This window comes from Nocardia speluncae NBRC 108251 (assembly GCF_001613245.1).
GTDB lineage: Bacteria > Actinomycetota > Actinomycetes > Mycobacteriales > Mycobacteriaceae > Nocardia > Nocardia speluncae.
Map to the genome: position 1 here is coordinate 14,908 of NZ_BDBZ01000050.1, position 21,211 is coordinate 36,118.

Consider the following 21,211-nt stretch of genomic DNA (forward strand, 5'->3'; position numbering starts at 1 on the left):
GGAATCCGCCGGTGTTACACACTTTCGCGAAATTTCTGTGCGCAGCGCCGTGGAGTATCCGGCCGCCGTGTCCATTCGGTCGATCATGCCGGTTCGGGCTGTCGGCTCACGGGGCGTGGGCGGCTGCCCCGGATGATGCGCCGGGACCCGGAACGGGGGCTGATTGGCGAAAAGAAAGTGGCATTCGGTACAGTCGCTCATGCACGCGGCATCGTGGCGATCCCACCGGTGCCGGATGTATGCGGGTGTAGTTCAATGGTAGAACCTCAGCCTTCCAAGCTGATGGTGCGGGTTCGATTCCCGTCACCCGCTCTCTGCGAGACCGGAAACCGCCCCTTCGGGGGCACTACGGGGTGTGGCGCAGCTTGGTAGCGCACCCGCTTTGGGAGCGGGTGGTCGCAGGTTCAAATCCTGTCACCCCGACTTTTCTCGCCGGTTTCCCGGATTCGACTCCGGTGCCTCAGCTACGCGCCCGGGACGGTTGCTTACCGTTGGGTGCCCCGTTCCGCCGGACGGGGTAGGCGCGTGGCGGTTGCGGAGTCTCCACAGGTAGTTCGGCGCGGCGTCCGAAAGCCTGGTCGATCAGCTCCGACGCGGCGCGGGTGACGATGAGGCGCGCGATGGCCAGGTCGGTCTCCAGTTTGGTGCGGTCCTTGATATTTCGTTCGGACTGCTCGTAGCTCTTTCCGGCGAGGATATGGAAGACATCGGCGGCATACCGGTCGGCGATGCGGTCGCAATCGGTGCGGAGGCGCTCGATGAGCTGGAAGGTCACGTTGGGGGGCAGGCCCGCGTCGTCGAGGCGGGTGGCCAGATCGCTGCACCGCGGGTTGGTGACCCGGTAGACGTCGAACGGGTCGTCGCTGGCGGCGAGTGCCTGTTGTACGTACTCGGGTAGTTCGTAGGCCGGCTCCTCGGGTTCCGGCTGGGGCGGATGGTCCGGTGCCGGGTGGGCGGTCGCGCCGGGGTTCTGATCGGTGACGCCCAGTACGTCGGCGAGGCCGTCACCGCGGTCCCAGGCGGAGAGCAGTTCCCGGATGCCGTTGAGTTTCATTCCGCGACCCAGCAGTCGGCTGATGGTCTGCAGCCGGTTGAGATGGTCGGACCCGTAGTAGCCGATGCGTCCCCGGACGTCGGGCGAGGGCAGCAGTCCCCGCTCGTGGTACACGCGGACACTGCGCACGGTGGTCTCGGCGGCCCGCGCCAGCTCGTCGATCGTGTACTCGGATTCGCCAGGCATACCTATAGGAAACCATAATCCGGCCCGTAGATAAACGGTCCATAACCAAACGAACCGATGGGCGGCGGCTAAAAGATTGTGAAATGAACGTCAACGTGCCGTTAAGTAGCGGCACGAGGTCTTGCGTCCGTGCCGGTCGGTGTTCTACCGTCGTGATACAGCTGACATCAGCTGATTTCCGGGGACTGTTGATCAGCCCTGACGATCCGCCCGACCAACGGGACACGTATCGGTACCCCCGGCGTGCCCTCGGCAGTTCCGGAGACGGTGATGAGCACAGTACGAGCACGGTCGTTGAGCGTTGTCCTACCTCGGTCAACGGACAAGTCGCGGATATCCGCGCAAGCCCCTTCCGCATCGGTCAAGTCGGCGCAGCGCCCACCGTGCGCCGAGGTTCCCGATAGCTGGGACCTGGATTCCGGCACCCCCGACGCATGGCATTCGGCAGTACGTATTTGCTATGACTGCCCGTTGTTCGAACAGTGTGCCCGTTTGGCGCAGACTCTCATCGAGCGGGGCGATGCCCCGCGCGCCATGATCTGGGCGGGCATCGCCTACGACAACTCGGGCAACGTCATCGAGAACCTGGACCGGCACCGTACCGTGCCGATCGATCACAAACGACCGATGCGGATCATCCGCAACGGCCCGCGCCCCACTCACGGTGCGGTGGTTTCCGGTGCTCCCAAACGGCATATTGTGCTGGGGCGTCCGCTCTGCCCGGCGGGAACCGCCGCTGTCTGACTATGCTGCTGGAGCAAACGCGGAACTAGTTCTGGTGGTGCGTAGATGACAATTCTGGCGTTGGAGATCGGCGCGACCAGGCTGGCTGCGATCGAGATCGCCGACGGTGTCGGCTCCGACCGGGTCCAGGAGATACCGGTACCGCGACAGGGTGCCTGGGGCAAGGTGCGCGAACTCCTTCTCCATATCGCGGCGGGCCGTGAGGTCACCGCGGTGGGAATCGCCTCCAGCGGGCCGATCGATATGAGCTCCGGTGTTGTGGCGCCCGCGCAGGTGCAGGAGTGGCAGGCCGGTTTTCCGCTGGTCGAATCGGTCCAGAAGCTGTTTCCCGCCGCCTCCGTCGCGATGGCATTGGACGGCGTATGCCTTTCGCTGGCCGAGCGGCATTTCGGCGCGACTCGTGAGGTCATGGATTCACTGTCGATCCAGTTGTCGGAGACGGTGTTCGGCGGGGTGATGGTCGGCGGTTTCGTGGTGGTCGGGCGGACGGGGAACGCCGGCCAGATCGGTCATGTCCTCGTACCCGGCCACGACGGCCCTTGTGGCTGTGGCGGCCGCGGCTGCCTGGAATCGGTGGCAGGTGCGCCGGCGCTGACGGCTTGGGCGCGGCAGCAGGGCTGGGGTGGGGATACGGTGGCGGATCTCGCGGCGGATGCGCAGGCCGGGGACCGTATCGCCGTGGCGGCGCTGGAACGGGCCGGGGCCGCGGTGGGCCGGGCCATCGCCTCGGTGGCGGCGCTGCTGGATATCGATCGGGTGGTTGTCAGTGGGCCTATCGCCACCGCCGGCTCCGGGCTGTGGAAACCGCTGCACAGCGCGGTCGCGATGCACGCGCGGTTGCCCTTCCTGCCCGGGCTGCGGGTAGTTCCCTCCGAGCTGGCGGATCTGGGCCTACTCGCGGGCGCGGGAGTTATCGCGTTGACCTCGCAGAACGAGGATCCGCGCACCGCGCAATAGGTCTCACCGGGCGGGCCGGCCGTAGCTGCGGCCGGCGTGGCTGCTCGGCGGCCGGAGTGCTGACCGGGTGGATTGCCCGGGGTTAACGCTCCCGCCGATTGCGCTCATGGCAAACTGATCGCGGGTTCGATTTTCGGTGTGGACCATTCATCGAAGACTCGAATCGGCCGTGTTCGTGCAGGTTTCCGCATCATTGCCGGTTCGGCCGGCTGGGCGGTCGGCCCTCTCCGGCGGCGCCCGGGGCCGGACTCGGCGCCGGCTGTCATAACGGTTGCGATTTCACTGTTGAGCGTACCGCTGTGTAACGGTACATTATCTTCTGCGGACATTGTCTCGATAGCGACATACGCCGCGAAACGGTTGGACGCACGCGATGAGAGGGCGCAGTGATCCCCTGGGTGACGGTCGAAACTTTGGCGCCGGAAGGGTTCTCGGTCGCGTCGGTCGGGGATACCGCACGCGAGTTCGCCGACTGGCGCCGCGTACTGCAACGACAGCTTGCACGTACCCCAGCCCTCTACGACGGATTGACCACCGGCGACATCACCGAGGCCCTGCGCACCGCCATCGAGGGCGCCATCGACCTGGACCGCACCTTCGCCACCAGATCCGGGCCGCACCGGTTGATGGTCCGGCCGGTATTCGGGCCTGCCGGGGAAGTGCACGCGGTGCGCTGGTGGGCCGGGCCGGCGGACGGCCCGGTGCCGCCCTTACCCGCGGCGGCAGGGGCGATCTGGGATCTGGACAGCCAGACCCTGGCTCAGCCGAGCGGGATCACCACGCTGTCGGGTACCGCGCCCGAAGAGTACGTACCGCGTATGTCGATTGCCGAATTCTTCCATCGAATCTCGGCATTCGACCGGCACGCGGAAGTCCTCGATCTGCTGTACTGCCCCGAGTCCGGGGAGAAAATGCAATTCGAGGTCACTGTCCTGCGTGCCGCCGGGCGGGCAACCCGCTGGCGGATCTCCGTGCGGGCCCGAAACGACGAACACACTCGTGGCGCGTGGTGGCTGATCGAGGACATCACTTCCGAGAGCAATCCTGCCATCTGGCCGACTCTGGAAAGCGTCGGTCTGCGCGAGGCGCACCGCCGCGCGGGTAACCATCTCGCGGTCGTCCAACTGGGGTACACCAGTATCTCCCACTGGCTCACCGATCCGGCGCCGTGGTTACGCTGGGACTACCTGTTCCGCCCGGTCGATGTTTTCCATCCCGACGATCGGATCCGGTTGGTGGAACTCGGGGCCCGTGTCCGAGGCGGGGAAAGTGCCGGTGTGACGGTCAGGGCATTGAACTACAGCGGCGGCTACACCCCTACCTCGCTGCTGCTGTATCCGTACCCGGGATTTTCCAACCGGGAACTGGCCATCGCCCAGATGGTGCGCGTGGCCGACGATATCCCGGTGATGGAACCGGATCCGGCGGGTCTGGGGACCCCGGAGGGGCCGATCGGTTACGACGATCAGCTGCGGTTCCGGCTGGCGGGCCGGTTACGGCACAGTTCGGTGTCTTGAGAACGACCATCCTCCGGGGTCCCCATGCCTGGGAAGATGTTTTACGGTGATGGACAGGCCGCTCTCTACCATTCCGAGAGTGAGGACTGGGGCGGCTAGACGCGCGGATTCGGGCGAGGCACTGCTTCGCCAGATGGCTGCACGGCGCCGTCGCGACAATATCGTCGTCGTCGTTCTGGCAGTGCTCGCGGTTCTCGGCGGCGGGCATGCCGTCTACAGTTTCTTCGCTCCCGACCCCGCCCCGCCGGGCGACGAGGAGATGGTGCGGGTCACGGGGCACGCGAGTCTGGCAGCATCGTTCGCCCAGGATTTCGTCGTCGCCTATCTGAGCGCCGACGCGAACGATCAGGACGCACTGGCTCGCTATGTCGACGGGACACAGCGGATCTCCTTGCCGAAAACAGGTGCACAGGTGAGTGCGCCGCTGGTGGTCTACCTATCCCGCACACTCGACGCGGGGACGGTCGAGGTGTGGTCGGTGACGGTATCGGTGCAGACGGGCAGGCCCGGATCGGGCGCTGCGCGCCACTATTACCGGGTCCCGGTATCGGTCTCCGAGGGCAGCCTGCGGGCACTCACCCTGCCCGCCGCGGTGGAACCGCCCGCGGTCGGATCGGATCTGGCGCAGGCATATTCGGCACCGTGCGGTGAGGAGACGGCCTTCGCCCAGGTCGCCACCGGATTCCTGAGCGCATATCTGGCCGGCGCGGGGGATGTGGCGCGCTATGTCACCGTCGATTCCGGACTCTCGGCGCTGCGCCCGGCGCCGTTCACCGAACTCAGCACGGTGACCGTCACCGCCGAGGACTCCGCCTGCGGAACCGCCGGCTCGAGTGCACAGGTACTGGCCACCGTGACTCCGAAAGGGGCCTCCGGGACGGCGCCCGCGCTGGTCTATCCGCTCACCATGGTCCGCGGTGAGGGCCAGTGGCAGGTGCGGGCCATCGAGACACTGCCGGCACTGAAAGAGCCACTGACGCTCGTCGTACCACCAGGGGAGGACACCGGCCCGGCCACCGGCGACACTACGGGAGCACCGACGACCACCGCGGAGATCCCCCCGGCGACCCAGAACTGATACGAGGCGGCAACCATGAGCAATCTCAGCAACATCCTCTACGGCATCCTGGTATTCGTACGCTGGGCCGGACTGATCCTCATCACCATCGTATCGATGGCCGTGCTGATCTCCGAGGCTGCGAAATCCAAGCTGTCCCCGGCCAAGATCCTCGGTGTCGCGGGGTCGGCGATTCTGGCCGCCGTACTGTTCTGGATGCTGCCGACGCTGGTGAACTTCGCCCGCGCGGACGCCAATATGATCGTTCCGGACCACCCCGTCGGGGGCGGTTATCGGTGACCCCTCAGGTGATCAAGGTTTTCACGCCGGTCAAACGTGTTCCCACCATGATCGGCAAGGCCCAGAACGGGCAGAAACTGCCGTTCGGGCCCTACACCCTGCCGCAAGTGGCCGGTGTCGCCATCGGACTGATCGTTACGGGCGCGGCGGCGATGACCCTGCCGGCGAATCCGGCGATCACCTTCCTGGCCGGGCTGGCGCTCACGGCCGTACTCGGTTTCGGGCTGGGCCTCGTCCCGTATACGGGTGTGCGGTTGTTTTCGCGGGTGGTCTGGTTCGCGCGGTTGATCTGCTATCCGAAACCGGTTCTCGCCTCGGGTATGCCGGTGACACCCGAATCGGCCCGGATCACCATGTTCGTCGAGGAGACCGTGGTGGCGATCCTGCCGCACGAACCATCGCCGGGAAGTGCCCGGCCGAGCCGCGGCCGGCGCGTATCTGCCCGCGGCGGGCAGTTGCTGGATCTGCTGAGTACCAATCGGAATTCGCGTGCGGTGGAAGCGGTGGACTCACCCACACCGTCATCCCGCTGGCGGACGATGATCAGCGGTAACGGGGGGCGGCCGACGAACGGAGAGGGCCGCTGATGGGATTCAACCGGGACCTGCAACCCACGGCCGCGATCCGCGGGCATCTTCAGTTCACGCATTCGGGCCTCGTCACGGCCACGTACTTCATCACGGCGCTCGGATACGGTCTACGCAACGCCGCCGATAAGTTCGATGTCAAACTCGCCCATCACGCCCTGATCAACAATCTGCCCAACGGGTCGCTGCTGCTGGGGATCCAGGCCCGGCAGAACACTCTCGATGTGCTGAGCAAAATGGTCGAGGGCGTGGATCTGGACGAATGCGTCGACTACGCCGACGAGGTGTTCGCCTCTTATGAGCGGGTGCGGGCCATCTCCCCGCAGACCCGGATCTACCTGATCTCCATACCGGTCGGCACCGCCAGTACCAGTGGGATATCGGCACTTTCCCGGATGTGGCGAGGTAGCACGACGACGATCGACGCGACCGCCGTTTCCCGGGCCGAACTGGACTCCTATGAAGAGGAAGCCAACGAGATCCTGTCCCGGATCGGCGGGGATTTCGAACCGGTGCCGGTGCCCGCCGCAATGTTCCAGTGGCTGTGGGAGCACTACCTGGCGCGTGGAGCCGTCGGTGATCCGGTGGCGCCGACCCGCGCCGGTGCGCTCGACGACGCGACGGCGGCGGTGTTCAAATCCGCGGCGCTGGACGAAGGCGCTCGGGCAGATTCCCAGCGAAGGGTGCGCCCCTCTTTCGTCCCGGTGATCAAAGTGGTGCAACCCGACACCGGATACCGGCCGTCCTACCAGGCGATGCTGACTCCGCGGTCGTTCCCCTATTCGGGCATGGCGTTCCCGGGCGGTAGCGAGTTCCTGAATGTGATCGACGGCCTCGGCGGCGCCGTCACCGTCGACTGGGGTATGCGGATCTCCACCAAACCCGCCGATCAGGTACTCAAGAGCAACGAGGTGAATCTGCGCCGCCTCGGCGAACAGATGGACCAGCGCGACCAGGAGGTTTCGTTCGCGCAGAACACCCTCATGTCCAAAGCGCAGATGCTGGGCGAGTACAACCAGCACTTCGAGGTCAACGGCGGCGAATCGGAGGTCTCCTTCACCACCGTCATCGCGGTGGGTGGGCCCTCCCACGACGAGACCATGGACGCGGTGAACACGCTGCGCCGTCGTTACAAGCGCTTCCAGGTGGAGATGGTCACGCCGGTAGGGGCGCAGGTCGATCTCTGGTCGCTGCTGGTTCCCGGGAGTCCGCCGCGGCGGGCATTCGACGATTTCGCCCATATCGTGCCCTCCGATATGTGGGCGGGGTTCGTTCCGTTCACGACGAGTCAGATCGGTGACGACAGCGGCCCGGTGATCGGACTCAATCTGCTGTCCGGGCATTTCGAGCCGATTCATTTCGGGATCATGGAGGCCGCGCTGCACGACCTCTCCGCTTCCTTCGCCGTCACCGGCGAACTCGGTTCGGGCAAATCATATTTCCTGAAGCTCATGGCCGTGCTCGTCCACGATATGGGCGGGCAGTTCCTGGCGATCGACCGAAGCCAGGTCGGGGAATGGGAGCATTTCGCTTCCGCCATCGACGATGCCGTGGTCATCGACTTGGCGAACCCTTCGGTCTCGCTGGATCCGCTGCGGCTGTTCGATCCGCGCGTCGCCGGGGAACGCGCTCTGGATTCCGTGCTGCCGCTGCTGGACCTGTCACCCACGTCGGGTACCGGTGCAGTGATCAGCAACCTGCTGTCGCCCAAGGGAATCGCCGAGCACCACATCACCAGCCTGCTGGACCTCTACCGGGTGGTGTGCCGGTTGCGTGACGAGCCCGGGGCTCTCGACGAGTACTCGGATCTCGCGTCCAGGCTGGGAACCATCGTCGAACGAGTGCCGGTGCTGTTCGACCCGAGTCTCGCACCGATCCGGCTGGACGCCGCCGCCACCGTGGTCCGCAGCCACAAGCTGGCCCTGCCGACCGCCGAGGAACTGACCACCCCGCATCTCTACAACCGGCTGCCGTTGACCAAACGGCTGGGTACGGCCCTGTACGAGCTGGTCGGGGTGACGGCGCGAGAAGCGTTCCTGTCCGACAACGGACGCTTCGGGCTCCTCGTCGGCGACGAGGCACACCATTTCACCCAGACCCAGGTCGGTGCGTCGGTGACTTCGGATTTCAGTCGTGACGGCCGTAAACACCTCGCCGCCATCGGACTGGCCTCCCACGATCCCGCCACCGACTTCCAGGGGGCGGCGCACAACCTGATCCCGAACCGGTTCGTCTTCCGGCAGCGGGACGAAACGCTGGCCCGCAACAGTCTGGAATGGCTGGGCGTGGACCTGGAAGAGGCCCCGTACCTGCTGCAAGCCTTGCGGGAGGAGACCTCGCCACCGGTGGGAGCCGGTCGGCAGGTTCCGGAGGAACGTCGCGGTGAGATGTTCATGCGGGACGCGTTGAGCAGGATCGGGCGTGGCAAAGTCCTCGGCCCGGCCCGTACGGACCGGGCGGAGGCCATCACCAGTACGCCGAGCGTGGCGCCCCGTACCGCCCGGAGGGAACCGGAGGTGATCCGGTGAGCGGGATGTGGCGGGTGGATCGGTTGTGGTGGTGTCGAAGAAGAAGCTGATCGTGGTGCTGGCTTCGCTGCTGCTCTGTTGTTGCGGCGGGCCCGCGCTCTTGGTGGGGGCGCCGTTCGCGGAGTGGACTTCGATGGTGAAAAAGGATTTCGGGCTGCAGTGCGATGTTGCGCTCGGACCGGCCACCGGTACCACGCCCACTACCCCGGCCACCACCAGCGTCGTATCGGTTCCGGCCGCACCCGTTTCGGCTTCCCCCACGCCCACCGGAAACCCCTACGCGTCTTTGACCTTCGCGGCCGACGACCCGGATGCCACCCCGCGCGATCGGGAATGCGCCTCTGCCATGTCGGTGGCGCCCCGCCAGGGCCCGGCCGTGCAAAATGTCACCAATGGCCCCGCCGCGGTATGCGCCGCGGATCTCGCCCTGCAGTATCCCGAGGCAGGCGGTGCGGCGGAGATGTCGGACTACGTTCGAGACGTGATCTACAGCGCCTCGGTGGCTGGCTCTTCGGGGCAGTGTGTACCGGGCCGTGCGCCCCGCGTGTCCGAGGTCCGAAACTGTGGTGACACCGCCTCCACCGATCCGGTGATCTTGCCGGAAAACCTGCGGGAACAGGCATTCTGCGGGCATGCAGTGGATCTCGCAGCGATATCGGCCGGTGATCTGGTGTTCTGGGACTACCGGGACAACGCCGCGACCCGGGCCGGAATCGCGCTGGGATCCGGTGAGCTGGTGACGATCGAGGACGGGAAGTTCGTCCGGTCGAGGATCTCCGGCGCGGGTCACATCCAGATCAAGCGGGTACTGTGGGAGGCGTCGTGACCAGCGCGGAAATCGGGCCGTTCGCCGTCGAGGCCGAGTTCGACGACAATCCGGACGACGACGGTGCCACCGGCACCGGATCTCCGTGGACAGGTGAGCGCAGGCGGTGGGGGGCCGGCGGCGGCAACGCGAACGCACCCGGTGCACCGGCAGCGCCACCCGGCCCGGCTACAACGGCCGGCCCTACCGCGACACCGGTCGCCCACTCTGCGCCCGCCCCGGCGCCCATCGCCGCGCCGCCACCCGGTCTCGCGTTACCAGGGCTGCCGACTCTGCCGTTGCCCGGCCTACCCGCACCAGCAGAAGTTCAGCAATCGGCGCCCCCGGCCGCCGGGCATGCGCCCGCGGCGGCCCCGGTGGCCGATCGTCGTGAGGATGCCGATCCCGAGCCGCTGGTCGACCCCGAAATGCTGGCGCGGATGGCGCCCATGGCGATGATGGCGGGCACGGCCCTGCTGCCCATGATCGGTTCAGCACTCTCGGGTCTGACGGGTGGCGGTGGCGCGGCACCTGCAGCCGAAGCCGGCGCGTCGGGAATGTCCCCGGAGGCCGAGCGCGCGATGAAGGTTCTGAAATTACTCGAGGACATGTACGGCGAAGGCGAGCCGAAGGACCCCGAAGCGAAGAAACTGAAGGAGGACCTCGGCGGATCGGAGTCTGCCCGCGGCGAAGGTCCGGCCATGCTGAAGGCCAGGATGCTGTTCCAGGACAATGCGGCAAAAGCGTTCAACAACCTGGACAAACAACTGCTCGAGTACATTTCCGGGCTGGCAGGATCGAACAAGGTCGACAAGGGCGCGGTGCGTTCGCTGTTGAATCAGGTCAACGCGGCCCTGGCCGAGCTCGGCCCGATGGCGTACACGAAGGAAGGCCAGCAGAAGGTACGTCAGATTCTGACGGTGGCCCTCAAAGCGGCGCACAAGATCGTAGCCGGCGGGTCCGCGAATGCCGGTGACGCCGCCTCGGCCATCAAGCAGCTGACCAACCAGTACCTGTACAACCTCATGGGCAAGGATCTTCCGGGCGGGGTGAAATTTGCCTCCGGTAAGGACAAAGCCGGGAACGCCGGGAGCAAGGGCGGATCCGCCCGCGCACAGCACGCGGTGAAAACTGCCTTGAACCAGGTCGGAGATCCCTATGTCTGGGGGGCCGAAGGGCCGGACAGCTTCGACTGCTCGGGTCTCATGCAGTACGCGGCGAAGAAAGCCGGCGTGAACATTCCCCGCGTCGCCGACGACCAAATGAATTCGCTGCCGAAGGTGGCGAACAAGGATATCCAGCCCGGCGACCTGATCTTCCCCGAAAGCAGTTACAAGAACGGGGAGATGGGGCATGTGATGATGTACATCGGCGACGGCAAGTGCGTGGAAGCACCGAGCCGCGGCAAGGATGTCCGAGTCACCTCGTTGCCGAGCAGTTTCGCGGCGCGGCGCTGGGCGGACTGATCCGGCATCGGTGGCAGACAGCGCCACCGATGCTCATGAGTCCCAGGGGTCGAGACCGGATGCCGGATCGAGATGGTCCAGGTTGGCGAGTCGCATCTGCCACCGTGAAAGGTCGCGCAGGGCTGCGCGATCGCCCGGATTCCTACTGAAAGCCTGTGCTGCTCGGTCGAACCCTTGGGCTGCCTCCGTGGCGATCGTCCAGCGTGTGTCGCGGCCGACGGTATTCCACTGGTCGGGAGTGATGGCATTGCGCAGCGCGATGTCGGAGTCCCAATTCTGCCGCACCCGATTGACGAAGCCGTGGTTGACCACGGCTCCGGCGCGGGGCGCGGGGGTGTGCCGCAGAAAGTTCGCCGATGCCATAGCGGCCTGGGACGCAAATGCCCGGCGAGCCTCGATCGGATCGGTCGGGAGCATATGGTTCTCGACCGCACGGGCGGCAGCGACCGCCTTCTGCAGTGGGCCCCAGCCATAGGGATTGCCAGACATACTCGATTGCATGGCCGCAAGGGAGCGCATCCCCTGGTGTACCAGCACATTATCCGTGCCACCCGCTAGCAGGACCGCATTCATCCAGTTGCCCGGAACCTTCAGGTCCCCCAGTCCATCGAGGGAATGCGCGACACCCATCGGGGTGTTCATACCGCCATACGGTGCGGCCCTGGCCTGTGCTCGCATCAGCCAGTTGGCCCGCCCCTGGTGCGTCCAATCATGGTACTCCTCGCGTGCGGCCGCGCTGCGGATATTCGCGAGGTCCGAAGCCTTCTTGCCACGCGCCAAGGGGTTCAACGGCCCCGGGGTGGCCATCATGAGCCAGCCGGTCAGTGGCGAGTTGTTGACCGTGCTCAGGGCGGCGAGCATGCCGAGCCCGCTCAGCGAACCGCCGCCACCGGATCCACCGGCGCCGACACCCATACCCAGCGCCGAACCGCCGCCTCCGCCTCCGCTGCCCTGATTGCCCTGGATGGCCAGCGCGAACCGGTTCGCCACCCAGTTGTTTCCGCGGTCCAGGCTATTGCTGAGCCGCCGGATCTGGGCAATGGCAACGATCTCCACCACACAGGCGATCACGATCACCGAGATCACCTGGCCCGGTGCCTGTTCGAACAGATTACTCATGAACAGGATATAGATGCCGAGGAAACAGGTGAAGGCTGTCATACGTGCCGCGGCAACGAAACTGTCCACGACATTGCGGACGAGGTAGGTCTGAGTGGGACCGTAGACGAACCCGCCCGCCGCGAAGCCGAGTATCGCCATGAAGCCGTGATAGATGGTGTCCAGTGCTGCCTTGGTGACCTTCAATGCCAGGTAGACCGCGAACAGCAGTAGCAGTGTGGCACAGACCAGCAGGATCAATCCCGTGCCGACCTGGCCCATCGTCGGATTGGCGGCCTTGGCGACTGCGGCCTTGTTATTGCAGTCCTCCATGGCTTCCCGGACATAGTCGTCGGTTCCGGACAATACTCCGGAGGTCCACGCGGATTCGCAGGAGTGATAGTTGTCCACCACGTGCCCGAAGTTCCACACCTGTATGGGTTTCCGGGCAAAATTGTCGGCGAGATCGTGTTGCATATCGGTGACCAGAGTGACCGGATTCGGGTTTCCGTCGCCGGTCAGGCCGGCAGCTACCGAGATGCCGATATTGCGACCCTGGCTCAGCAATCCGTCCGAAGAAAGTACGTCGTGCAGGGGTTCGGCGAGGAAAATCGGGCCCAGGACCGCCACGCCGAACATGGTGATCACCTGCATTGTGGCCTTACCCGGGAAGCCGCGCACGATGAACCAGGCCACGAAGAACGCGCCGATCGTGACAGCGGTGATCAGCACCATGGGAGTGGCGACCTGGGCGACGAATGCGTCGGCCACTCCGATGAGCGCGTCGGCGAACATATCGAGCCAGGTGAAACTGAAGGTGAATCCGATGATCCAGATCGCGGTGGTGACGATGGATATATAGCCCGTGAACTCCAGGCCGAGAATGGTCCACAGAATCGTATTGCCCGGGTTCAGCAAACTACCCTTGTCGCTGGCGAAGATATACGTCGCGAGTGGAACCCCCTGGGAGTCCTTGACGTTCATCCAGCTGAGGCCGTCCACCTGGGAGACACCGCTACCGACCTGTGCGGTAGCGACGGCGCCGATGATTCCGGGGAAGACGACCAGGACGAAGAAGATCACCATCGTCCACAGCAGCCGGCGCCGCCACGGCCGCTCGTGTAACCATTTCTTGAATCGTTTGACGAGGGTGTCGGGATACCACTGCAGCGGGTCCCGCCGAGACCGTTTCCGCCGGGATCGGGCGGCGACGCCGGCTTCCGCGGGAGCGGGTGGCGATGTCGGCGTGGTCATCGAGTGCTCACCGCCATACCCGCAGGTTCGGGATCACCCGCGCCCTTACATCGGTGTAGTAGTCCAGGGAAACGGGGGAGAGCATCGGACGGATATTCACACTCGGCGCCTGCCTCGAATCGCGCAGGTTCATCAAGTGTTTCCTCCTGCGTCGATGTTCGGCCCTCAGTGGGTGAGGCCATTCGCGCGAGTTTAGGGCCGCATGCTCGATAATGCCGTGTTCCAGCAGGCCAGTGCTTCCCTGTGCTGGGAATCCCGGACAATGAAGTGCGTCACGAAGGGAGGCGCGCATGGTCGGCTGCCTGTACTTGAACCCCTCTGCCGGTCGGCACATCGGTGGCCACCGGGGGTTGGGGTGCGGGCAAATGGCTGTGGCCGCGTGCCGGGCACTGCGGGACCGGTGATTCGTGGGATTGGGTGAATTCTTCGGAAACAATTGGGACGAGCTCGTCGTCGGCGCCGCGAGCGTGGCGGGGTTTGCGCTCGGCGGGCCACCACTGGCCATCGTGCTCGGCGGCGCGGCTGGCGGTATCACCTCGGCAGCGCAGGGGGAAAACTTCTTCCTCGGCGCGGGTTTCGGTGCGGCGGGTGCGTTCGGCGGTGGCGTATTTAGTCTCGGAGTGGGTGGGGCATTGCGCCGCGCAGGCGTGAACACCCTGGCCCGCAACGGTGGATTGTGGGGTGCAGTCCCCAGAGCGCTCGGCGGGGGGCACCTCGCGGCGTGGCGGACATACATGGGTCTGCTCGGCTCCTTTACTGCTGGGTGGTCGGCCGACTCCACGCGGGATACCGTATACAAATATCTCGGATCCCCGGCTATACCGCTGATCGATATCAGCGTGGAGGAACTTTCAGAGATACCCGACGCTATGCCCCACGTTTATATGCCCGATGCGGCTCGGCTGCCGGAGGGCCTCGAATTCACCGCGCCGATGCAGAAGAACTTCCGGACGCTCCCGGAAGTCGAGCTCGACTGCTGGACGAGCTTCGGCAAGAAGCCCTCGGAGCCGGCGCCGGTTCCGGAAGAAAGCGATGTTTCCGATATCTTCGGTGCAGAGGGCGCCGGAATGCCGGAATACGCCCAGCGGGTCGAGGTTCTGCGTGATCGATACCGCACCATCAGATCCCGAACCGGTGTCGTCGCCGAGGCGGTGGAACGGTCCGCGCAACTCTGTCACGCCGGTCGTAAGGATCTCGGGGCATCGATCACGAAGCAGAAGGAGTATGTCGCTACCGACCCGCGCGATATGCAGAAGCTCACCGAACTGCTGGCCGGGAATGAGAAACCCAGTGAATACAGCGGTGTCTCCGTGTTCTACGTCGACCCCCTGCAACTGAGCAGCGCGGTTCACAGCGAGGACCTTTACACCATGGTCGTCCTGGAGTCCAGCTACGCGAGCGTCGAGACGATCATGGCCTATTACGCAGAACAATTCGCAGCGGCAGCGGCAGCCCTCGAAGGGAGGACGACGCCCAAGGATTCCGACTCCGACTCCGATTCGGAAGACCGGAAAAGCAACGGCTCCGGGCACGAACGGTCTCAGGGGCCGAGACGGCGTGGGGCCGATCCCGCCCGCGGTCGGCCGGACCTCACCGGTCAGGGTGAAGTGGCGGCACCCGAACCGCTCGACCTCGGCACGGATGCCGATACCGGCCGGGAACCCGACGGCGATTCGGTCAGTGCCGGTGGCCGCACCGAGCCCGAGATCGCGAGTGCGGTCCCGCCCGCCGGCCAGGTGGTGCCGCCGGCGGTGAACTCCGGCAGTGCGAGATCGGCAATGGGCGCCATGTTGCTGCCGCAACTCATGCAGGCTGTACTGAGTCGCCGAAATACGAACAACGGCGACGAGAAGGCCGGTCGCCGCAACGAGCACGAAGACACAGCGACGGGATTTCGTCCAGAGCCCGTCCCCGCGCCGGGCGCAGGGCCACCGCCCGCACGCCAGACCCCCGGACACGGTGCCACCCAGCCTACCGGGAGCCCGGCAAAAGCCGAGACGGTCACCGGTACGCCCGCACCGCCTCGGGGAAGGCCCGCTGTCGCAAGTTCTTCGGAGAATGTTGTATATACCTTCCCGGATGGGCGCACACAGGAGGTGTCGGCCGTGGTGGCGCGAGCTCTGGATACCGCATTCGGAAACGCGGCCGGCACCGACGCCCGGGCCGCGTACGCGGGCACACCGGCCGGATGGACAGACGAGAAGAAGATCGGTGCCCGGGTAGACCCGTACCGGCTGATGACAGGTGACGTCGGAGTCTGGACGGAACGAACGGCATTGCTCGTGGTGTTCGAGGGGCCGGATCCGTCCGGTGGGACGATTGAGGGGGTGATCGACGGTGCGCTGGTGCCGATTACGTCCCTCGCGGAGATGCGCAACAAGGCCGGGGAATTCGGGCCCTTCACCGGGTTCTTCCATCCGCCGGGTATCGAGATGACCACACCGGCGCCGGCCGGTGCCGTGGACGATGTGGCTGGCGTCGACCGAGCTGCGGCCGCTGCCGCGGTGCCGATGTAGGAGGAAGCGTGGTTGACGGCGGCGATATTGCCGGAATGGGCGCAGACCTCATCATCTCGTTCGCGGTCGGCAAGGCGACCGGAGGTCTGGGCCCGGTCAAACAGGGCTTGGCGGATGCCGCGGGCGGTTTTGCGGGCGGCTATGTCGCCGATGCCTTCTCGAATGGCTGGTCACCGGCGAGTAATGTGCAGGCGGGGATGTGGGGCGCCGGAGGTTCATTACTCGGGTCGGTGCTGGGGCAGGGTGCTAGCTGGGGTTTGAAGAAGCGCGGGCCACGCGCCGACAATGCTTTGAGCGAGGCCCAGAATGTGCACAGTACCGCCGCGGATCAGGCCCGGCGTCTTGAACAAGCCCAGGATGGCGTAACCGGTGCTGACGAGACTCTCCGCCAAGCGCGGAGGGCGCTCGACAACGCGAATGACAGAGCGCACGACGCGGAGACCAGGCTCAATCAGCTGAGACCAAGTGACCGCGGCTACGACACGGCCCTGACAGAGTTCAACGCTGCGACCGCTGCGAAGAGAGCCGCGCAATCGACGTTCGACGATGCCGATAACGCTGCCCAAGCGGCGCGGCGGACGCTCGGCGATGCGCAGGCCGCCCATCCCGGATTACAGACCGCCGCCGAAAACGCCGAGGCAGCGATGAAAGCAGCGGAACGCCGGGCCAAGATGTGGGGAAAGAAAGGTACTGCGGTCAAATGGGTCAAACCACCCCTGGTGATGACCGGCTCTGGGGCTTTCGTAGCCGGGAAGGTGATCAGTTGGGGCTCCGACGGTAGTTCGGCCGAGCCGGTCCCGCTTGTATGGGACGGGCGCGCCGCCGCCGCTGCTGCAAGTCTTGCCGGGCAGGCACCGTTCGTGGAATCCGAGGTCGGTCCGGGGGTGACAGTGGTCGGCGGGCAGGGCTTCTTGCTTCGCCCTGAAGACAGTTTGCTGAGCCCCCAGGTAATTTCTGCCGTCGGCGGTGTGACGGGTAGTTTGGCCGCCTCGGTAGTGGATATCTATCAGATGAGCGGCGACCTCGAGAAGAAGATCGAACTGCGGCTCGATCCGGCCCCGCGCATGCCGCAGGGCATCACTGTCGGCAGCAGTAGCGGCGGTGACAGCTACAACCAGGCGACCGTGGACGTTGAGTCTGCGCTGGACGACCTCTACGAGTCGGAGGTGAGCAATAAGGCGAGAGCGGAAAAGATCGAAGAGATCTCGGCCACGGTCAAGGAGAACGTGGGGTTTCTGATCGCCGGTGCGAATACGGAGGTGCAGCAACTCACGGCTTCGAGCGAACTCGAAGTCAAGTTCATGGATATCGTTTCGCAGGGGTTCGAGGAGCTGATCGGCATCCTCGAGACCGCCGCGAGCGCGATGGAACGGGTGGCGTCGGGGATCGAGGATCCCGGCGCCGGAGACAAGGAAGGCTCCCAAGAGCTCAAGGACAGGCTGCGCGCCCTCGAGAACAGTATGAACGACCCCGGGCTCCAGCCGGACGGCTCGAATATCGGTCTCACCGATCCTGCCGGGCTCGACGGTCTCGGCGTAGGGAACCCGGAATTCCCGGGAACGGCCAGTGCCGATCTGGCCGATGCGGCGAAACAGATGGAAGAACGGGCGAACGACGCACTGCAGGCCAACAGTGATCCGGGCTCACTCGGCGGTATGACCGATCCGGCGGCCGCGGCGAATATGGCGGGCGGCAACCCGATGGACGCTTGGTCCCGCATGATGATGATGTCGCAATTGATGGGGCGTAACGGCGCCGACAGCGATCTGGCCCGCCGGGTCGACGATATCGATCCTGCGCGTTACGACGCCGCGGCGCCGCCCAACATGCCCGTTGCCCGGCCGGCGGCCACTACTCCATGGTCGACTCAACCGGCTGCTCCACAGACACCGGCTCAGCCGGTGAATCACCAGTCGGCGCCACCCACCGGGGCGACATCGAACCAGACGGGTTCGGGGATGCCGAAACGAGTGCCGGGCGCGGACGGACTGGTGGTCTACCCGTTTCCGGATGGCCGGACCCAGAAAGTCACTCTCACGCGGGCATTGGGACTCGACAACGGATTCGCGAACAAGTCCGGAACCGACGCGCAGGCGGCCTATGCCAAGACGCCGGCCGAGTGGACGAACCACAAGGATATCGGCGCGGCGGTCGACCCGTTCCAGCTCTCCACCGGCGACGTCGCCATGTGGCGTCGTGCGGCGAAGGAGGGTGAGAAAGTGCCCGCCGGCGCCGATGCGGTGATAGGTACTGCTATCGCGGGGCCCGCGAACGATGATGAGAACTCGCCGGTGAGCGGCCCGGAGAAGCCCGAGGGCCGGCAGTCCGGCGATTCCGGAGGTGAACCGGAATACCGGACCGCTGTACTGGTCGTCTTCGGAGACGGAGAGAGCGGGACAGTGGAAGCCATTGTGCAGGGCGAACTCCAACCCTTCGAGCCGGAGATGGCGGATGCGGACGGGGCGATGGGGGAATTCGCCGGGTTCAAACGTCCCAACGGGTTGGAAGACTCCGGGGCCGACGGCCAAGATACCGATACGGCGATGAATACCGACCAGCCGGCGATGGATATGCCGGCGCTGGCCGGGCCGGCCTGACAGTGCGAGAGTGACAGGTGAGAGGAGACCGGTATGCCGTTGAATGTCGATCTCAATGAGCTGGTGGCCGTAGCCGGGCGGTCCGCAGATATGGCACGCCTCACCGGCGCTGCGATGCCCCGGGAGTGGGTGCTGCCCGCCGGCGCCGACCCGATATCGGCGCAGGCGGTTCCACAGCTGAATGCTGATGCTGCGACCGTGTTCAATGCGACCGTAGGAGTGCTGAACAAGATTCAGCGCGACGCGCACCACATCGGGCAGGCGGCAGTCGAATACGCCGCTGCCGACGACAACGGTGCTCGTCTGCTCGACGCTTCGGGCGCTGACCTCGTGAACAACCCCGTGCCGGCCGTAGAGCAGGTAGGGCTACGCCGGGTACCGCCCGGGCTGCGCGATATGTCGGTGGTGACCGGCGACCCGCTGACCTTCGCGCAACAGTTGCACAGTGGCCCGGGCCCGGAACCGGCCCAACGGTTCGCCGATTCGGTCCGGTTGTTCAACACCAGTGCCCGGACCCAGGCCGCCGACGATATGGACCGTGCGGGTTCGGTCCTGCAGCATTGGACCCCGGTCGGCTCGGAGGTGGCCGGACGGTTCGCGACCTACCGCGGCTGGATGGACACGCTGGGCGACGCGATGGAGAATCTGGCGCGGGGGGCGGAGTCCTACGGCAACGCATTCGCCCGCGCCAAAGCGAAACATCCGACGCCGGAAGAGATCCTGGCCAACCGGAAGAAGATGCTGGCGGCGGCGCGCGCCAAGAACGAGGCGGCGCTGACCGCGGCGACCCTGGAGCACAAAAACCTGAACCTCCGGGCCGGCGAAGCGACGGGTTCGTATGGTTCCGAAACCGGTATCGGGGTGGCGGATTCGTCGCAGGGCTCCGGCGCGGCGGCGCAGACCGGTGCCGGTTCCGGCGACCAGATGTCACAGATGCTGCCCTTGCTGATGAGCATGATGGAGATGGGGCAGAACCAGCTGTCGTCGACCGAAGAGATCTCCGACGACTATTACGACGACTATTACGACGACTACGGACTCGGGGATTACAGCGTTCCGTCCTACGGCAGCCCTACAGGTGGGGCTCCGTCGGTACCCAGCGGTGGAATCCCGAGCGCTTCGAATGTGCAGACGGTGTCGTCGTCGACCGTCATGCCGCTGACCCCGGCTGTGGGCGGCAGCCTCGGTGCGGCGCCGAAGATCCCCGGGGCGGAGGGCGCGGCCGGCGGCTCGGGCGGCGCCGCCGGGCGTGCGGGATCGCCGATGATGCCGATGATGCCGATGGGCGGAATGGGCGGCGCCGGTGCCGGCGCGGGTGCAGGCGGTGGCGGCGGCGACGAACGCAACCGCATCGTGGCCTGGCACCCCGATCGCCTGATGTATGTCGACGACACTCCCCATACCGAACCCGTTATCGGGGAACGGCCCACCATCGCGCCGACGGTCACGCAACCGACCCCGGCGCCGGCCAATCAGGCCCCGACCCGCACCGGAGGCAACGCATGAGTATCCATCCCGACGTGCAGGCCGCACTCGACGCGGCCCGAGAACTGCGGCACCGTATCGCCGATATGCGCGAGCGTATCGACGAAGTGCGCGCCCGGCGCCCGTCCCCGAGCGGCACCGTGATTCCGGAGGTCGACGCCATGGGCCGGTTGACCAGTTTGTATCTCGCCCCGGGGGCCGCGGATCGGTTCACTTGCGAGGAACTGGTCGCCGAGATCATGGCCGCTATCCGGGAGAGCACCCAGGACGCGGCCCGGCAATACCAGGTGATCATGGAGACGGTGATCACCGACAACGCCGAGGTCGCCGGCGCCGACGACCTGGAGCCGGCCGGAGTGGGGGATCCGGCACGATGACCGCTCCGGAACAGGTGGAATCCGAGGAAACGGTATCTGCGGCCGATGCCATCGGCTGGCTGCACGAGGAGGGGCTGGCTCGGCTCGCGGCATTGGGTGGCGATTCGGGTCACCCGACGGTCGCCTTCGCCGTGGACGTGGCGACCGGCATCATCACGAAGTACCCGGCCGCCAACGGCGGGATCGGTGCGGATTCGAGCACGGTCGGCGCCGATGATCTTCCCGGGCCGCTGGAAACCGCCCGCCGGCTGGTGATCGTGGGAGTCACCAGCAATGAACAATTGCTGGTGGTGGATCTGGCGGGATCGTTGGTGATCGGGATCAACGGCGACCGTCCCGAATTGGCCGCACGATCGTGGGTGAGCCAATTGCTGCTCAATCCCGAGGTCACGATCACGACCAACAGCGCCGATGTCGCGCTCGGTGCCGGCCTGCGCTGCCGCAAGAGTTTCATCCCCGGTGGCGGTGGTTCGATCATCAGCGTGGACGACGGACTTCCACCTGTCACCACCGTATCGATGAATTCCGATGTGGACTGCACCGATTACCTGGAGTTGCTGGGTGACGGCACCGGTGAAATGTATCTGGGCGCTCGAGTCTGGCAGTTGAACCTGGTGCTGACCATTGCCGACGCACCGTGGTCGGTGCTGTCGGAAACCCTGGCGGAATCCGCATAGACAGCG

General features: G+C 65.7%; 17 protein-coding genes and 2 tRNA genes. 16 read left to right on the forward strand and 3 right to left on the reverse strand.

Annotation, left to right across the window (positions count from 1 at the left end):
- Nucleotides 1-241 precede the first annotated feature (241 nt).
- A tRNA-Gly gene (locus NS6_RS32825) sits at nt 242-312 on the forward strand.
- A gap of 37 nt (nt 313-349) precedes the next feature.
- Nucleotides 350-423, forward strand: a tRNA-Pro gene (locus NS6_RS32830).
- 37 nt (nt 424-460) lie between these two features.
- On the opposite strand, the gene NS6_RS32835 is transcribed toward NS6_RS32830, so the two are convergent.
- Nucleotides 461-1,240 carry a MerR family transcriptional regulator gene (locus NS6_RS32835; RefSeq protein WP_084471671.1) on the reverse strand — a complete coding sequence of 260 codons (780 nt, stop codon included), beginning with the start codon at nt 1,238-1,240 and terminating at the stop codon, nt 461-463.
- Between the two features lie 492 nt (nt 1,241-1,732).
- On the opposite strand from NS6_RS32835, the gene NS6_RS32840 reads away from it, so the two are divergent.
- From NS6_RS32840 to NS6_RS32885, 9 genes are all read left to right on the forward strand, one after another.
- Nucleotides 1,733-1,984, forward strand: coding sequence for a hypothetical protein (locus NS6_RS32840; protein ID WP_157113072.1), 252 nt, complete (start codon nt 1,733-1,735; stop codon nt 1,982-1,984).
- A 45-nt stretch (nt 1,985-2,029) separates the two neighbouring features.
- The gene (locus NS6_RS32845; RefSeq protein WP_068050140.1) at nt 2,030-2,941 is read left to right on the forward strand and encodes an ROK family protein; all 912 of its coding nucleotides are present in this window, start codon (nt 2,030-2,032) and stop codon (nt 2,939-2,941) included.
- A gap of 398 nt (nt 2,942-3,339) precedes the next feature.
- Nucleotides 3,340-4,458 carry a GAF domain-containing protein gene (locus NS6_RS32855; RefSeq protein WP_068050215.1) on the forward strand — a complete coding sequence of 373 codons (1,119 nt, stop codon included), beginning with the start codon at nt 3,340-3,342 and terminating at the stop codon, nt 4,456-4,458.
- Nucleotides 4,459-4,591: 133 nt separating this feature from the next.
- On the forward strand, nt 4,592-5,536 hold the full coding sequence (locus NS6_RS32860; RefSeq protein WP_068050143.1) for a conjugal transfer protein: 945 nt from the start codon (nt 4,592-4,594) through the stop codon (nt 5,534-5,536).
- Nucleotides 5,537-5,551: 15 nt separating this feature from the next.
- Complete coding sequence (locus tag NS6_RS32865) at nt 5,552-5,815, forward strand: hypothetical protein (protein WP_068050145.1); 264 nt, start codon at nt 5,552-5,554, stop codon at nt 5,813-5,815.
- Nucleotides 5,812-6,402: a hypothetical protein gene (locus NS6_RS32870; protein ID WP_068050147.1), complete on the forward strand. Its 591-nt coding sequence runs from the start codon at nt 5,812-5,814 to the stop codon at nt 6,400-6,402. Before NS6_RS32865 ends, NS6_RS32870 begins: the two co-directional genes overlap by 4 nt.
- Nucleotides 6,402-8,930, forward strand: a complete 2,529-nt coding sequence (locus NS6_RS32875) for an ATP-binding protein (protein WP_068050148.1) — start codon at nt 6,402-6,404, stop codon at nt 8,928-8,930. Before NS6_RS32870 ends, NS6_RS32875 begins: the two co-directional genes overlap by 1 nt.
- 7 nt (nt 8,931-8,937) lie before the next feature.
- Nucleotides 8,938-9,756, forward strand: coding sequence for an NlpC/P60 family protein (locus tag NS6_RS32880; protein WP_068050150.1), 819 nt, complete (start codon nt 8,938-8,940; stop codon nt 9,754-9,756).
- On the forward strand, nt 9,753-11,201 hold the full coding sequence (locus NS6_RS32885; RefSeq protein ID WP_157113073.1) for a C40 family peptidase: 1,449 nt from the start codon (nt 9,753-9,755) through the stop codon (nt 11,199-11,201). The genes NS6_RS32880 and NS6_RS32885 overlap by 4 nt, the downstream gene beginning before the upstream one ends.
- A 33-nt stretch (nt 11,202-11,234) precedes the next feature.
- Here NS6_RS32885 and NS6_RS32890 read toward each other — a convergent pair whose 3' ends face one another.
- Nucleotides 11,235-13,553, reverse strand: a complete 2,319-nt coding sequence (locus tag NS6_RS32890; protein ID WP_068050154.1) for a hypothetical protein — start codon at nt 13,551-13,553, stop codon at nt 11,235-11,237.
- Nucleotides 13,554-13,560: 7 nt separating this feature from the next.
- Complete coding sequence (locus NS6_RS36305) at nt 13,561-13,686, reverse strand: hypothetical protein (RefSeq protein WP_281211584.1); 126 nt, start codon at nt 13,684-13,686, stop codon at nt 13,561-13,563.
- 274 nt (nt 13,687-13,960) lie between these two features.
- On the opposite strand from NS6_RS36305, the gene NS6_RS32895 reads away from it, so the two are divergent.
- Genes NS6_RS32895 through NS6_RS32915 form a run of 5 tightly spaced genes read left to right on the forward strand, consistent with a single transcriptional unit; the run spans nt 13,961 to nt 21,205 of the window.
- Nucleotides 13,961-16,069, forward strand: coding sequence for a hypothetical protein (locus NS6_RS32895; protein ID WP_157113074.1), 2,109 nt, complete (start codon nt 13,961-13,963; stop codon nt 16,067-16,069).
- Between the two features lie 8 nt (nt 16,070-16,077).
- A complete protein-coding gene (locus NS6_RS32900) occupies nt 16,078-18,666 on the forward strand; it encodes a hypothetical protein (RefSeq protein ID WP_068050158.1) in 2,589 nt (862 codons plus the stop codon).
- Nucleotides 18,667-18,699: 33 nt separating this feature from the next.
- Nucleotides 18,700-20,172 carry a PPE domain-containing protein gene (locus NS6_RS32905; RefSeq protein ID WP_068050160.1) on the forward strand — a complete coding sequence of 491 codons (1,473 nt, stop codon included), beginning with the start codon at nt 18,700-18,702 and terminating at the stop codon, nt 20,170-20,172.
- Nucleotides 20,169-20,528: a YbaB/EbfC family nucleoid-associated protein gene (locus tag NS6_RS32910; protein WP_068050163.1), complete on the forward strand. Its 360-nt coding sequence runs from the start codon at nt 20,169-20,171 to the stop codon at nt 20,526-20,528. Before NS6_RS32905 ends, NS6_RS32910 begins: the two co-directional genes overlap by 4 nt.
- Complete coding sequence (locus NS6_RS32915; protein WP_068050165.1) at nt 20,525-21,205, forward strand: hypothetical protein; 681 nt, start codon at nt 20,525-20,527, stop codon at nt 21,203-21,205. The genes NS6_RS32910 and NS6_RS32915 overlap by 4 nt, the downstream gene beginning before the upstream one ends.
- Nucleotides 21,206-21,211: the final 6 nt, after the last annotated feature.

What these genes read in the sequence shown, in the direction of transcription:
- NS6_RS32835 (WP_084471671.1), bottom strand. Translation starts at nt 1,240, where the DNA reads ATGCCTGGCGAATCCGAGTACACGATCGACGAGCTGGCGCGGGCCGCC.
- NS6_RS32845 (WP_068050140.1), top strand. Translation starts at nt 2,030, where the DNA reads ATGACAATTCTGGCGTTGGAGATCGGCGCGACCAGGCTGGCTGCGATC.
- NS6_RS32860 (WP_068050143.1), top strand. Translation starts at nt 4,592, where the DNA reads ATGGCTGCACGGCGCCGTCGCGACAATATCGTCGTCGTCGTTCTGGCA.
- NS6_RS32865 (WP_068050145.1), top strand. Translation starts at nt 5,552, where the DNA reads ATGAGCAATCTCAGCAACATCCTCTACGGCATCCTGGTATTCGTACGC.
- NS6_RS32875 (WP_068050148.1), top strand. Translation starts at nt 6,402, where the DNA reads ATGGGATTCAACCGGGACCTGCAACCCACGGCCGCGATCCGCGGGCAT.
- NS6_RS32890 (WP_068050154.1), bottom strand. Translation starts at nt 13,553, where the DNA reads ATGACCACGCCGACATCGCCACCCGCTCCCGCGGAAGCCGGCGTCGCC.
- NS6_RS36305 (WP_281211584.1), bottom strand. Translation starts at nt 13,686, where the DNA reads ATGAACCTGCGCGATTCGAGGCAGGCGCCGAGTGTGAATATCCGTCCG.
- NS6_RS32905 (WP_068050160.1), top strand. Translation starts at nt 18,700, where the DNA reads ATGCCGTTGAATGTCGATCTCAATGAGCTGGTGGCCGTAGCCGGGCGG.
- NS6_RS32910 (WP_068050163.1), top strand. Translation starts at nt 20,169, where the DNA reads ATGAGTATCCATCCCGACGTGCAGGCCGCACTCGACGCGGCCCGAGAA.
- NS6_RS32915 (WP_068050165.1), top strand. Translation starts at nt 20,525, where the DNA reads ATGACCGCTCCGGAACAGGTGGAATCCGAGGAAACGGTATCTGCGGCC.